Source organism: Rhodococcus sp. NPDC077669 (assembly GCF_040686915.1).
GTDB lineage: Bacteria > Actinomycetota > Actinomycetes > Mycobacteriales > Mycobacteriaceae > Rhodococcoides > Rhodococcoides fascians.
Map to the genome: position 1 here is coordinate 1 of NZ_JBFBMD010000002.1, position 13,964 is coordinate 13,964.

A 13,964-nucleotide genomic window follows, 5' to 3' on the forward strand; every position below is an offset into this window, starting at 1 on the left:
GATCCATCACTACAATCACCACCGACCCCACACAGGCATCGGCGGCAAGTCACCCATCGAGCGACTGACCGTCCACAACGTCCCCGAGAAGAACAGCTAGGCCTCTGTCGGCGCTTCTTCCTTCTTCTCCGGCGTGAAGTCGACGCCCGATTCCTTGCGCTGCTGCGCGGTGATCGGTGCGGGCGCGTCGGTCAACGGGTCGATGCCGCCACCGGACTTGGGGAATGCGATGACCTCACGGATGGAATCGACTCCGGCAAGCAGCGCGGTGATGCGATCCCAACCGAACGCGATTCCGCCGTGCGGCGGCGCGCCGTAGCTGAAGGCATCGAGAAGGAAGCCGAACTTCTCCTGGGCCTCTTCCTTGCCGATCCCCATGATCGCGAACACTCGTTCCTGAATGTCCTTGCGATGGATACGAATACTGCCGCCGCCGATCTCGTTTCCGTTGCAAACGATGTCGTAGGCGTAGGCCAGAGCAGATCCCGGATCGGTGTCGAATGTGTCCATCGACTCCGGCTTCGGCGACGTGAACGCATGGTGCACGGCCGTCCACGCCCCGGACCCGACGGCGACGTCGCCACTGGCGGTGGCGTCGGACGTGGGCTCGAACAGCGGCGCGTCGACGACCCACACGAACGCCCACGCCTTGGGGTCGATCAGGTCGAGCTTGCGTGCGATCTCGCCGCGGACGGCGCCGAGCAGTCCGCGGGAGGCCTTGACCGGACCGGCGGAGAAGAAGATCGCGTCGCCGTTCTTCGCGCCGACGTGCGCAGCGAGGCCGTCCCGTTCGGCGTCGGTCAAGTTCTTCGCGACCGGGCCGCCGAGGGTGCCGTCCTCACCGACCAGCACGTAGGCCAGGCCCTTGTGTCCACGCTGCTTGGCGAATTCCTGCCAACGGTCGAGCTGCTTACGGGGCTGCGACGCACCGCCGGGCATGACGACCGCACCGACGTACGGAGCCTGAAAGACGCGGAACGTGGTGTCGGAGAAGAAATCCGTGCACTCGACCAGTTCGATGTCGAATCGAAGATCGGGCTTGTCGGAGCCGTACCGGCGCATGGCCTCGGCGTAGGTGATCCGCGGGATGGGTGCCGTGAAGTGGTGCCCGACGAGCTTCCACAGCGACGCCAGAATTTCTTCGGCCAACAGGATGACGTCGTCCTGGGTGACGAAGCTCATCTCGACGTCGAGCTGGGTGAACTCGGGCTGACGATCGGCCCGGAAGTCTTCGTCTCGATAGCAGCGAGCGATCTGGTAGTACCGCTCGATACCTCCGACCATCAGCAGCTGCTTGAACAGCTGCGGGCTCTGCGGCAGTGCGTAGAAGCTACCCGGCTGCAGACGAGCGGGAACGAGGAAGTCCCGTGCGCCCTCGGGGGTGGAACGCGTCAGCGTCGGGGTCTCGACCTCGACGAACTCGTGGTGCGCCAGAACCGATCGGGCGGCGGCGTTGACGTGCGAACGCAGTCGAATCGCATGGCCGGGGCCCTCACGGCGCAAGTCGAGGTAGCGGTATTTGAGGCGTGATTCCTCACCGGGCTGATCGTCGAGCTGGAACGGCAACGGTGCGGCCTCGGACAGGACCTCGATCTCGGATGCCTCGACCTCGATGGCACCGGTGGGGATCTCGTAGTTCGCGTTGCCTTCGGGACGACCCTCGACCTTGCCGGTCACCTTCACCACGTACTCGGCGCGCAGTCGGTGGGCCTGCTCGAGCGCTGCTCCCTCGCGGAAGACGACCTGAGACACACCGGATGCGTCACGCAGATCGATGAAGATGACGCCACCGTGATCGCGTCGACGGGCCACCCATCCCGTCAACGTCACAGTTCGGTCGACGTGCTCGGGGCGTAATGAGCCGGCGAGATGGGTGCGCAGCACGGGTGTCCTTTCGAGAAAAATCCGCTGATCGTGTTCTTCGCTCACCGATCCTACGGAGCGCATCGCCGCAGAAGGAAACGAGATCCCGTCCCGGCATGCGAAGCTAAGACCGACAGTGGCGGTATCGGTTCGCACGGAGTATGCGGGCTCGGCGGAGGGGAACTCCAGCATGACGTTCAGAGAAGGCTCGCAAACGACACCGGGCCGAGTCTCCGTCGGTGGTAGCGGCGGAGGCGGCGGACGCGGCAAGTTGGCGATCGGCGGTGGCGCGGGTGGGCTGGTCATCATCGTCCTCGCGCTGCTCTTCGGCGGCGACCCGGGAGCAATACTGAACCAAATCAGTGGGGGCGACAGCTCCGCCGGGCAGGGCGAGGACGGGTCGTCCGGAACACTCGACTGCGACGTAGCAGACGCGAACAGCAACGTGAACTGCCGCGTCGACTTCACGGTGGGAAGCCTGGACACCGTCTGGGAATCGCAGCTGCAGCCTCAAACCGGCGTCGCCTACGTCCAGCCGGACGTGCGGTTGTTCTCCGGAGCAACGAACACCGGCTGCGGCAACGCCACCAGCGCCGTCGGGCCGTTCTACTGCCCGGCCGATTCCACGGCGTATTTCGATACGAGCTTCTTTCAGGTCCTGGTCGATCAGTTCGGCTCCAGCGGTGGGCCACTGGCACAGGAGTACGTCGTGGCGCACGAGATCGGCCACCACATCCAGAACCAGTTGGGCGACATCGGGCGCGCACAGCAAGACCCTCAGGGTCCCGAGTCCGGTGGCGTGCGGGTGGAATTGCAAGCCGATTGCTACGCAGGAATCTGGGCGCACTACGCGGCCGAGACCGTCGACCCGAAGAGCGGCGTCCCATTTCTCGAACCGCTGACCTCCGCCCAGATCGACGACGCACTGTCCGCCGCATCCTCGGTGGGCGACGACCGGATTCAGCAGGCGTCCACCGGCCGGGTCAACCCCGAGGGCTGGACGCACGGCTCGTCCGCCCAGCGCCAGGCGTGGTTCTCCACCGGCTACGAGACCGGACAAGTGGCCGCCTGCGACACGTTCTCGGCTCGCGACCTCGACAATCCCTGAACCAGTACTGCTCAGAACAGCGTGAGTGCCGGCCCCGAGGTCACCAACCCGCGGGGTTCGGCAGGCTCGTTCGCGGGCAACGCGCGGGTCTGGTCGGCGGCGAAACCGTAGGTGTCGAGCAGCGGATCGATTCTCGCCTTCAGCCACTGCTTGTACTCCGGAGTGACGTACGCCCCGTGTCCGTAGAGCTGGCGGTATCTGCGTACCAACGCCGGGTGCTCCTTCACCAGCCAGCTCATGTACCAGTCCTTGGTGCTCGATCGAAGATGCATCGGCAGCGCCGTGACGGTCGTCGCCCCGGCCTCGGCCAGCGCAGCGATCAGCCCGTCGAGTTGTTTGGCTCCGTCGGTGAGAAACGGAATGACCGGCGCCACCAGCACACCGCAGTCGAGTCCCGCATCCCGCACGGCGCGGATGAGGTCCAACCTTGCTCGCGGACTTGGTGTTCCGGGTTCGAGCTGCTTCTGCAAATCTGCATCGTGGATCGCCAAACTGATGCTCACGTGTACGTCGACCTTCTGTGCAGCCAGGGTCAGCAGCGGCAGATCCCGTCGCAACAGCGTTCCCTTGGTCAGGATCGAGAACGGCGTACCCGACTCGGTCAACGCGCGAATGATGCCGGGCATCAACCGATATCGCCCCTCGGCGCGTTGATAGGGATCGGTGTTGGTCCCCAGCGCGACCGGCTCCCGCTTCCAGGATCGACGTGCGAGCTCTTTGCGGAGGACTGCCGCAACGTTCGTCTTGACGACGATCTGCGAGTCGAAATCGTTGCCGGAATCGAGGTCCAGGTATTCGTGTGTCGGCCTCGCGAAGCAGTACCGGCACGCATGCGAGCATCCGCGCATCGGATTGACGGTCCACGAGAACGGCACCTGCGATTCGCCCGGAACCTCGTTCAGGGCACTCTTGCACAGCACCTCGTGGAAGGTGATGCCCTCGAACTCCGGGGTCTGCACGCTGCGGACGAGCCCGGACCGTTCCAGCCCCGGTAGCGCGCCCTCGTCTGCGGCATCGAGAGTCTGACCGGCCCATCGCATGCACACAGTCGAACATTTGTTCTATGCCGTGTCAAGGTCGGCATCGCTCCCCCGCATCCCCCGGTCGGGTCCGGCAGCCGACAAGCGATAGCGTAGGGCCCGAAGTCGATCCTAGGAGTGCACCGCACGTGACCGCCCCGAACACACCGACCCTGGAACCCATTCTGCGCCTGGGCCTCACCCTGGGACCGGCCATCGAGATCGGTTCGGTGCCCGAAGGCGACCGAGTCGTCACCACCGTCCTCGGCGGGGCCGCACCCGGCCCGGACATCGAGGGCACTCTGGCTGCTCGATCGACCGTCGTCAGCGTCACCCGGCCCGACGGGTGCACCGAGTTCAGCAGCGATCTCGTCCTCGAATTGGCAACCGGCGGTTACCTTTCGCTCGACTACCGAGGAGTCCAGTTCGGACCGGCCGAGGTCATCGACGCTCTGAACGATCCCGACCGAGAGGTCGACCCGGCGACCTACTACTTCCGCGGCACGTTGCGAGTGTCGACCGCTGTTCCGAAGTTCACGTACCTCAACCGGGCCCTCGTCGTCACCTCCGGCTCACGATCGGCCGAGGCCGTGGTGCTCGACGCATTCCTGGTGACCTGAGAGCCGTCCGCTCTCATCCGAGCAGCTGCGCGACCTCCCGGTCGGTCAACGTCGCGTGCGGAGTGCGACCCTTGCTGCGAACCAGTTCGATCGCTCGGTAGAGGGGCCGTTCGTCCAGCCCGGCGTCGCGCGCCTCGGCCCGCAGCTGATCCACCAGCACCGACGCGATGGCCGCCGCGGGAACGAGTTCGGTGGTCCACAGCGAATCGGCGAGCGTGCGCAACGCAAGAATCGGCAGTTCGCGGCCGCCACCCCTGGTGTAGAGCGCCAACGGCAGAACGATACGAGTACGACCGTCGTAGAGCCGCAGCGAGATCTGGTCGATTCCGGCCGTGCGGATGGTCATTTCCGCCGTCACCACCTCCGGCATGTTCAGCCGTCGGGTACGCAGTCCCCGAGCGCACAGCCGTGGCCCGTCGATCCACACCCGGCGGCGCAATCCCAGCCAACCCGACAGCGCCGCCGGACCACCGACGATCACTCCGACGAGGACTGCCACCCACACGGGGACGACGAGCGCCAGAACGACGCCCAGCACGACTCCGACCAGTAGCGAACCGACCACGATCTTGCGCAACCGCGGCGCGAGGAACTCCGCCGAGACCAGATCGAGGGCTACCGGACCCGCCGAGGGCCGAGGGTCATCGGCCAAGGTGCACTCCGAGGACGTCGACCACGTCGGCCAACGCGACCGTCTCCTGCTCGCCGTTCGAAAGGTCTTTCATCACGATGGATTCGGCCGACAGCTCTTGATCGCCCAGCACGAGTGCGTATCGGGCTCCCGAACGATCGGCCGCTTTCATCGCTCCCTTCATGCCGCGATTTCCGTACGCCATGTCCACCGCGATGCCACGTTCACGCAACTGCGCCGCGATGTCGACGATCGCGAGTTTGGCTGCGGCACCCATCGGGATGCCGAACACCTGACACCGCGACGTCGTGCCTGCGGTCTTGCCCTCGGCGGCCAACGCGAGGACGGTGCGGTCGACACCGAGCCCGAATCCGATACCCGACAGCGCCTGCCCGCCCAACTGCTCCATCAGGCCGTCGTAGCGGCCGCCGCCGCCGATGCCCGATTGGGCCCCGAGGCCGTCGTGCACGAACTCGAACGTCGTCTTCGTGTAGTAGTCGAGTCCACGAACCATGCGCGGGTTGACCAGGTACGGAACATTCATCACATCGAGGTAGGCCAGCACCTCGTCGAAGTGCTGCTTCGCAGAATCGGAGAGATGGTCGAGCATCAACGGCGCGTCGGCAGTCATCTCGCGAACCTCCGGCCGCTTGTCATCGAGAACCCGCAGCGGGTTGATCTCGGCGCGTCGACGCGTGTCCTCGTCCAACGGAAGCGCAAAGAGGAACTGCTGCAGCAACTCTCGATACTGCGGGCGGCAGGTGTCGTCGCCGAGCGAGGTGATCTCGAGCCTGAAACCGGTGAGACCGAGGGCGCGGAACCCGGCATCGGCCACGGCGATGACCTCGGCGTCCAACGCCGGGTCGTCGACCCCGATCGCCTCGACTCCGACCTGCTGCAGTTGGCGGTAGCGGCCGGCCTGCGGGCGCTCGTACCGGAAGAACGGCCCGGCGTAGGCCAACTTGACCGGCAGCGCCCCGCGGTCCAAGCCGTGCTCGATCACCGCACGCATGACGCCCGCAGTCCCCTCGGGACGCAGAGTCACCGACCGATCGCCGCGGTCGGAGAAGGTGTACATCTCCTTGCTGACCACGTCGGTCGATTCGCCGACTCCCCGGGCGAACAACCCGGTGTCCTCGAAAATCGGGAGTTCGATGTGGCCGTACCCGGCGGCGCGCGCCGCACCGAGAAGGCCCTCACGGACAGCGACGAATTCGGCCGAATTCGGGGGGAAGTAATCGGGAATGCCCTTGGGCGCGGAAAAGGTGGTCGGCTTGCTCACGGTCACAGCTTTCCTTGCTCGGGGTCGCCGAGTCCAACGAGGAACGGATTGGACCTGCGCTCCTGACCGATGGAACTCTGTCCGCCGTGTCCGGGGAGCACGACGGTCTCGTCGCGCAGCGGCAGCAACCGCGACGCGATGGACCGTAGAAGTTGATCGTGGTCGCCGCCGGGCAGATCTGTCCGGCCGATCGACCCGGCGAACAAGGTGTCGCCGGTCAGCGCCAACGGAACCGTCCCGTCGGGACCGTTGGCCTCGGTGAGGAACACCACCGAGCCCTGCGTGTGCCCTGGAGTGTGCACGACCGTGAAGTCGATTCCCGCGAGGCTCAGACGTTGCTCGTGCGCCAACTCGATGACCTCGTCCGGCTCGTGGAACTCGAGGTCGCCGAGCACGGCAGCGAGCGTCGGACCGGTCCCTTTGATCGGGTCCGCCAACATGTATCGATCCTCGGGCGCGATGTATGCGGGGATTCCGTACTTCGAGCAGACCGGCTCCACGGACCACGTGTGGTCCAGATGACCATGGGTCAGCAGCACCGCTGTCGGGGTCAGCGAGGATCGCGTCAGGAAGTCGACCAACGGATCGGCGGCATCCTGGCCGGGATCGACCACGACGCACTCGGATGCGTCGTCCTGAGCGAGGATGTAGCAGTTCGTCTGAAACATTCCTGCGGGGAATCCGGTGACGAGCAAGACAATCGCTCCTAAGAGGCAGAGGCCGAAGTACCGAGCCAGCTTAGTGGGGAGGTTCTCGTCGGGTCCCCCCAGCATGCTCTCAGGCAATGATGGCAAACTCGCGTTGGCCGATTGTCGGCCGGCTACCACACGACCCACCCGCTCAGCGAGCAGGCGTGGTCGAACCAGGACAAGCGGGAGGACACGAATTGCCCAGCAACGAGCAACGGCGCGAGGCTGCCAAGCGAAAGCTCGAACGCCAACTCGTACGACGCGCAGAGCGAGCACGACGTCGGAAGCAGTTGACGATCGCCGGCTCCATCCTCGGTGTGGTTGCGGTCGTGGCCGTTGTCTCGGTCGTCTTCGTGGTGACCCGCGGTGACGACGACGCGAGCACGGCGCAGGACTCGACCACGTCTGCACCGGCCGATTCGATCATCGCTGCGGGCCGTACGGAACCGCTGCCCGAGACGGTGAACTGTTCCTACCCTGCCGCCGCGCAGCCGGCCGCCAAGCCCAACACCCCTCCCCGCACCGAGAACATCCCCACCAGCGACGAGCCCTTGAGCTACAGCATGGCCACCACCGCCGGCAACATCGGCCTGACACTGAACAACCCCGAATCCCCGTGCACGGTGAACAGTTTCGTGTCCCTGGCCAATCAGGGCTACTTCGACGGCACCACCTGCCACCGCCTGACGACGGGTGCCGGCCTGCAGGTGCTGCAGTGCGGCGATCCCACCGGCTCCGGTAGTGGCGGGCCGGGCTACCAGTTCGCCGACGAGTTCCCCACCGACACGTACGCCGAGGGCGATCCTGCCGCGCAGACTCCTGTCCTGTATCCCCGCGGAACCCTGGCGATGGCCAACGCCGGCCCGGGAACCAACGGCAGCCAGTTCTTCCTCGTCTACGGCGATTCGCAACTCCCGCCCGCCTACACCGCCTTCGGCACGATCGACGAGACCGGTCTCGCCACCTTGGATGCCATCGCGGCCAAGGGGGCGCAGGGCGGTGCCTCCGACGGCGCACCGGCCGAGCCGGTGGACATCACCTCGATGCAGAGCGACCTGTGACACGCGTACCCGGTCTGGTGATCGCAGCCTCCGCTGCGGCACTTCTTCTCGCCGGCTGCTCCGGATCGACGGAGACCGCTGCCACGCCCGCTCCGACCGGTTCGACGACCGCTGCCTCGACGTCGGCCACGACGACCACCCCGCGGCCGCCGCTGAATCTGTCGCGGTTCGGTGCGCTGCCGCCCGTTCCGCAGCCGACCACCGATACGGTCTCGTGTGCGTACCCGGCGGAGTCTCCGGCCGCCAAGGAGGTTGCTCCGCCTCCGACCGAGAACATCGACGTCTTCGGAACGGTCGACGTGACGCTGTCGACGACCCAGGGCGACATCGGAATGACGCTCGACCGTACCGAGGCCCCGTGCGCCGTCAACAGTGTGGTCAGCCTGGCTCAGCAGGGCTACTTCGACGGCGCACCGTGTCATCGGTTGACCACGTCCCCCGGCCTCGAAGTGTTGCAATGCGGCGACCCGTCGGGATCGGGTCGTGGCGGCCCCGGCTACAGCTTCGCCAACGAATACCCCACAACGGCGTTCGCCGACGATCCCGCGCAGGCCCAGAACCCGGTCGTCTACCCCCGTGGCACCCTGGCCATGGCCAACGCAGGCCCTGACACCAACGGCAGCCAGTTCTTCCTGGTGTACGCCGACTCTGTGCTGCCGCCGCAGTACACGGTGTTCGGCACCATCTCCGAAGCCGGCCTGCAGACCCTCGACGCCATTGCGGCCGGTGGAGTCAGCGGCGGTGCAGAGGACGGAGCACCAGCGAATCCGGTGGTCATCACCTCGGCAACCTGAGGTACCGCACGACGACGACAGGGTGAGCAGTAATGTCTGCTCACCCTGTCGTCGTATCGGGTCGGAATTCGGTCAGGCCGCCGAGGTGAGCCGGTACACGTCGTACACGCCCTCCACGTTGCGCACGACGTTGAGCACGTGCCCCAGATGCTTGGGGTCACCCATCTCGAACGTGAACTTGCTGATCGCCACCCGATCGCCCGACGTCGCGACGGATGCCGAGAGGATGTTGACCTTCTCGTCGGCCAGAGCCTTCGTGACGTCCGAGAGCAACCGATGCCGGTCCAGGGCCTCGATCTGAATGGCCACGAGGAACACCGAGGAGGCCGACGGTGCCCATTGCACCTCGATGAAGCGCTCGGACTGCTCCTCGAGCGACCGCGCATTGGTGCAGTCGGTGCGGTGGACACTGACCGACCCGCCGCGGGTGACGAACCCCAGTATCTCGTCCCCGGGTACAGGGGTGCAGCACTTGGCGAGTTTTGCCACGACACCCTCGGCACCGGTGACCAGTACCCCGGCGTCTCCGACCTGACGCGGTCTGGTCGGAATGGTCGACGGCGTAGAGCGCTCCGCGAGCTCTTCCTCGACGTCACCGACACCACCGAGATGAGCGACCAGCCTCTGCACGACGTGGCGAGCAGAAACGTGGTTCTCACCGACCGCGGTGTACAGCGCCGACACATCCACGTACCGCAGTTCGTGGGAGATGGCCGACATGGACTCGGCATTCATCAAGCGCTGCAACGGAAGTCCGCCGCGACGGACCTCTTTCGCGATGGCGTCCTTACCGGCTTCGAGGGCCTCTTCGCGACGTTCCTTGGCGAACCACTGACGGATCTTGGTCTTCGCACGCGGTGACGCGACGAAGCCCTGCCAATCTCGACTCGGCCCGGCCGTGACGGCCTTGGACGTGAAGACCTCGACCACCTCGCCGTTGTCGAGGGTTCGTTCGAGTGCCACCAGGCGACCGTTGACCCGGGCTCCGATACAGCGGTGACCCACTTCGGTGTGCACCGCATAGGCGAAGTCGACCGGACACGATCCGGCGGGAAGCGTGACGACATCGCCCTTCGGGGTGAAGACGAAGATTTCCTTGACCGCCAGGTCGTAGCGCAGAGACTCGAGGAACTCGCCCGGGTCGGCCGCTTCACGCTGCCAGTCGAGCAACTGGCGCATCCACGCCATGTCGTCGACCTCGGCGTTGTCCTGTGAGTGCTTGCCCTTGGTCTCCTTGTATCGCCAGTGAGCAGCGATACCGAACTCCGCGGTGCGGTGCATGTCCCTGGTGCGAATCTGCACTTCCAGTGGCTTGCCCTCGGGCCCGATCACCGTCGTGTGCAGCGACTGGTAGACGCCGTACCGTGGCTGCGCGATGTAGTCCTTGAAGCGGCCCGCCATCGGCTGCCACAGCGAGTGCACGACGCCGACCGCGGCATAGCAGTCGCGGATCTCGTCGCACAGAATGCGCACTCCCACGAGGTCGTGGATGTCGTCGAAGTCCCGGCCCTTGACGATCATCTTCTGGTAGATCGACCAGTAGTGCTTGGGACGTCCCTCGACGACGGCGCTGATTCTCGATGCCGCCAGTGTGGCGTTGATCTCGGCCCGTACCTTCTCGAGGTACGTGTCGCGGGACGGTGCCCGATCGGCGACCAACCGAACGATCTCGTCGTACTTCTTGGGATGGAGAATGGCGAAGGCCAGGTCTTCGAGCTCCCATTTGACGGTGGCCATACCCAGCCGATGAGCAAGCGGCGCAATGACTTCCAGTGTTTCCTTGGCCTTGCGGGCCTGCTTCTCCGGGGGCAGGAATCGCATCGTGCGCATGTTGTGCAGTCGATCGGCGACCTTGATGACCAACACCCGCGGGTCCCGCGCCATCGCGATGATCATCTTTCGGATGGTCTCGCCCTCGGCGGCCGTCCCCAGTACGACCTTGTCCAGCTTGGTGACCCCGTCAACAAGATGGGACACCTCGTCACCGAACTCCTCGGTCAACTTGGCCAACGAGTAGCCGGTGTCCTCCACCGTGTCGTGCAGCAGGGCCGCAACCAACGTTGTGGTGTCCATACCCAGTTCGGCGAGGATGTTCGCCACGGCAAGTGGATGGGTGATGTACGGATCGCCGGACTTGCGCATCTGTGTGGAATGCAGCTCGTCCGCGACGTCGTAGGCCCGCTGCAGCAGCGTCAGATCGGCCTTGGGATACAGCTCGCGATGCAGACTGACCAGGGGTTCGAGGACGGGCTTGACCGCCGCGCTGCGTCCGGCCGTGATGCGACGAGCGAGCCGCGCCCGAACTCGACGGGAGGCCGAGGTGGGCACGGGTGCCGAATTGCGTGCACCCGAGGGTGCCTGGTCGTCGGCCTGCGCCGAATCACTCGACACCGGCTCGCGCACGCCCGGTCTGTCCACCACCGGATCGTTGACCACTGCGGTATCGACGACCGCGCTCGTATCGCCGGACGCGACCGAATCCGCACCGGTTCCCGGCCGATCGGCGACTGCGGGCCGCTCGGGCAAGGGCTGATCGATGTAACGGGTCACTCTCATCACCTCCTGCCACACATTCGCGCCGACGCCAGGACAGATCCGGTCGACGCTGTATCAGTCGACTTTAGTCCTCAGACTCGAACCAGGCAGGCGAGCGGGTAGTCACTGCACTTGCTGCGGCCGTCGAGCGCCTCTATTTCCAGCACCACGGTCGCCCCGACCACCACCGCGCCCTGCTCGGCCAGCAACCGAGCTGTCGCATCGACGGTACCGCCGGTGGCGAGGACATCGTCGACCACGAGCACCCGTCGACCGGCCAGCTCGATGGAGGTCGGAATCTGCAGTTCTGCGGTTCCGTACTCGAGATCGTAGGTTCGCGAGTGCACGGGCGGCGGCAGTTTGCCCGCCTTGCGTACAGCGAGCACCCCGCAACCGAGCTCGAGTCCCACGCCCGCTCCCAGCAGAAACCCTCGGGCATCGATGCCGGCCACCAGATCGACGTTCTCGAAACCCTCCGTCAGTGCCGTGACGACACTGCGCAACGCGGGCCCCTCCGCGAACACCGGGGTCAGGTCGCCGAACCGCACCCCGTCCACGGGAAAATCGTCCACCCACCGTGTCAGCCGATGCACGGCCGACACGGCATCACCGCGCACCCCGCCGTCCTGAGTCACTGTCGCATCGCTCATTTCAGAAGTACCCACCGATCCATGTTCCAGCCGGCACCGGCCGCCGTGGGGTTGGCCACGACGTCCTGCATACCGTCGCTGACGACGGTGGTGCGCGGCTCGCTGTACAGCGGAAGCGACGGCATGTCGTTCCACAGAATGTTCTCGCCCTCGGTCGCCAACGCCAGCACGCGCTCGGGATCGTCGGTCACCGCCAGCTGGTCGACGATCGAGTCGATCCGCCCGTTGCTGTACCCGCCCACGTTGAGGCCGATACCGGTTCGCAACGAGTACCGTGCGACGACGGACGACGCCGAGCCGGTCGGCCCTGGCAGCGACCCCGCGCCGCCGAGAACGGCGTCCACTGTTCCGGCACGAAGCGCGGACGGCGTGAACTCCGGTGAGCTCGCGTCCTCGACGGTGATCCCCGCCGCCGCACAATCGGTCGCCATTCGGCTGACCAGCTGAGCGCGGCGCGCGTCCGGTGCCAGGTAGCCGACGCGTACGGTGAGCGCACTGCTACCCGATGCGGCCAGTTCCTTGCCCGCGCGGTCCAGGTCCGACCGCTGGTACCGGTCGCCGACCGTCGCGGCAACCGAGGGGTACACCAGAGTGTCCGGTTGCATCAGCCGCGAATCGACGACCCCGGAGCCGGGCCCGGCCGGCGGTGCTTCGAAGCCAGGGTGCCCGAGTGTGTCGAACAGCTCCGTTCGCGGGATGCATGCGGCCACGGCCCGGCGAGCACTCGCCTCCGCCAGCGCGCCCTGGGTCGCGAACGTCAGCTGCTCGACGCCTCGCGACGGTTCCGTGACGGTCTCGAACCCCTCTGTCGAACCCAGATCGATCGCGCCCGCACCCTGGTCGATCACGTCCAGAGATCCATCGGCAATCTTGGCCGGGACGTCGGTGCCCTTGGGCCAGATCACGACTCTCTGCGTCTCGGGCGGAATGCCCCACCAGGCGTCGTTCGCGACCAGAACCAACCCGTCCTCGGGGGTGTACGAGTCGACGCGGTACGGACCGGCCGACGGCAGCAGCGACGTGTCGACAGAACCGGGCGTCAACGTCCACCCGGTGTTCCAGAAATCGGCGATCCGAGAGACGACACCGTCATCGCCGGCCACGATGGGATCGACGACGTTCGGTACCCCGGCCGCGCGCGCAGCCACGTGTGCGGGCAACAGATCGGTGGCACCGAAGAGAGCTCGCCAGTTCTGGTAGCTGCGGCCCGGGGCGAAGACGACGGTGGCGTCCTTGGACCCGGGGACGCAGTCGATGCTCGCGATGTCGGAGTATCCCGCCGTCGACGCCGCGTCGAACAGGGGACGGTCGGTGGCGAACCGGCCGCTGTTGGCGGCCCACGCCAGCACCAGGTCATCGCACGCCATCGGTGCGCCGTCGGAGTATTTCGCCGCAGGCGCGATCGTGTACTGCAGCGTCAGAACGTCCCCAGGCACCACGGCGACGGTACCGATGTCGTTGTCCGACAGCGCATCACCGTCCGGTCCCAGATAGCTGAACCCGACCTGGACTCGTGTGAACGCCTGACGCGCTCCCGACGCGGCCCCGTCGACGGTCCTGGCGTTGTAGTTGTTCACCACGTTGTCGAACGAGTACCCGATGGAAGGCACCTTGTCCTCCGAGGCCGAACATGCGGTGAGCGACGCTGCGGCCAGACCCGCTGCCAGCAGTGCCGCGCTCCACCTACGTTCCACGTGCACTCTCCATCTCTA

The 13,964-nt window shown here is 66.1% G+C and carries 12 protein-coding genes; 4 read left to right on the top strand and 8 right to left on the bottom strand.

Going from position 1 to position 13,964, the window contains the following annotated elements:
- Positions 1–96: 96 nt before the first annotated feature.
- On the bottom strand, positions 97–1,884 hold the full coding sequence (aspS, locus tag AB0P23_RS02485; RefSeq protein WP_032388431.1) for an aspartate--tRNA ligase: 1,788 nt from the start codon (positions 1,882–1,884) through the stop codon (positions 97–99).
- A 169-nt stretch (positions 1,885–2,053) separates the two neighbouring features.
- Between aspS and AB0P23_RS02490 the strand changes: the two genes are divergently transcribed.
- Positions 2,054–2,971 (top strand): neutral zinc metallopeptidase, encoded by a 918-nt coding sequence (locus tag AB0P23_RS02490; RefSeq protein ID WP_032370624.1) that lies wholly within the window; start codon positions 2,054–2,056, stop codon positions 2,969–2,971.
- 11 nt (positions 2,972–2,982) lie between these two features.
- Here AB0P23_RS02490 and AB0P23_RS02495 read toward each other — a convergent pair whose 3' ends face one another.
- A complete protein-coding gene (locus AB0P23_RS02495) occupies positions 2,983–4,011 on the bottom strand; it encodes an Rv2578c family radical SAM protein (protein ID WP_032370477.1) in 1,029 nt (342 codons plus the stop codon).
- A 128-nt stretch (positions 4,012–4,139) separates the two neighbouring features.
- On the opposite strand from AB0P23_RS02495, the gene AB0P23_RS02500 reads away from it, so the two are divergent.
- Positions 4,140–4,610: a DUF3237 domain-containing protein gene (locus tag AB0P23_RS02500; protein WP_032370476.1), complete on the top strand. Its 471-nt coding sequence runs from the start codon at positions 4,140–4,142 to the stop codon at positions 4,608–4,610.
- A gap of 13 nt (positions 4,611–4,623) precedes the next feature.
- Here AB0P23_RS02500 and AB0P23_RS02505 read toward each other — a convergent pair whose 3' ends face one another.
- From AB0P23_RS02505 to AB0P23_RS02515, 3 genes are read right to left on the bottom strand one after another with little or no spacing between them, the layout of a single operon-like run.
- Positions 4,624–5,262, bottom strand: coding sequence for a hypothetical protein (locus AB0P23_RS02505; RefSeq protein ID WP_032365086.1), 639 nt, complete (start codon positions 5,260–5,262; stop codon positions 4,624–4,626).
- Complete coding sequence (hisS, locus tag AB0P23_RS02510; protein WP_032388471.1) at positions 5,252–6,523, bottom strand: histidine--tRNA ligase; 1,272 nt, start codon at positions 6,521–6,523, stop codon at positions 5,252–5,254. Before hisS ends, AB0P23_RS02505 begins: the two co-directional genes overlap by 11 nt.
- 2 nt (positions 6,524–6,525) lie before the next feature.
- Positions 6,526–7,218, bottom strand: coding sequence for an MBL fold metallo-hydrolase (locus AB0P23_RS02515; RefSeq protein WP_032400849.1), 693 nt, complete (start codon positions 7,216–7,218; stop codon positions 6,526–6,528).
- 191 nt (positions 7,219–7,409) lie between these two features.
- On the opposite strand from AB0P23_RS02515, the gene AB0P23_RS02520 reads away from it, so the two are divergent.
- The gene (locus AB0P23_RS02520; protein WP_027496954.1) at positions 7,410–8,273 is read left to right on the top strand and encodes a peptidylprolyl isomerase; all 864 of its coding nucleotides are present in this window, start codon (positions 7,410–7,412) and stop codon (positions 8,271–8,273) included.
- Positions 8,270–9,067 carry a peptidylprolyl isomerase gene (locus tag AB0P23_RS02525; RefSeq protein ID WP_052061592.1) on the top strand — a complete coding sequence of 266 codons (798 nt, stop codon included), beginning with the start codon at positions 8,270–8,272 and terminating at the stop codon, positions 9,065–9,067. The genes AB0P23_RS02520 and AB0P23_RS02525 overlap by 4 nt, the downstream gene beginning before the upstream one ends.
- A gap of 72 nt (positions 9,068–9,139) precedes the next feature.
- Here AB0P23_RS02525 and AB0P23_RS02530 read toward each other — a convergent pair whose 3' ends face one another.
- The 3 genes from AB0P23_RS02530 to AB0P23_RS02540 form a co-directional block, all read right to left on the bottom strand.
- Positions 9,140–11,470 (bottom strand): RelA/SpoT family protein, encoded by a 2,331-nt coding sequence (locus AB0P23_RS02530; RefSeq protein ID WP_051365379.1) that lies wholly within the window; start codon positions 11,468–11,470, stop codon positions 9,140–9,142.
- 224 nt (positions 11,471–11,694) lie between these two features.
- Entirely contained in the window at positions 11,695–12,252 is a 558-nt protein-coding gene (locus tag AB0P23_RS02535; protein WP_045841766.1) for an adenine phosphoribosyltransferase, read from the bottom strand.
- Entirely contained in the window at positions 12,249–13,946 is a 1,698-nt protein-coding gene (locus tag AB0P23_RS02540) for an ABC transporter substrate-binding protein (RefSeq protein ID WP_308051203.1), read from the bottom strand. The genes AB0P23_RS02535 and AB0P23_RS02540 overlap by 4 nt, the downstream gene beginning before the upstream one ends.
- Positions 13,947–13,964: the final 18 nt, after the last annotated feature.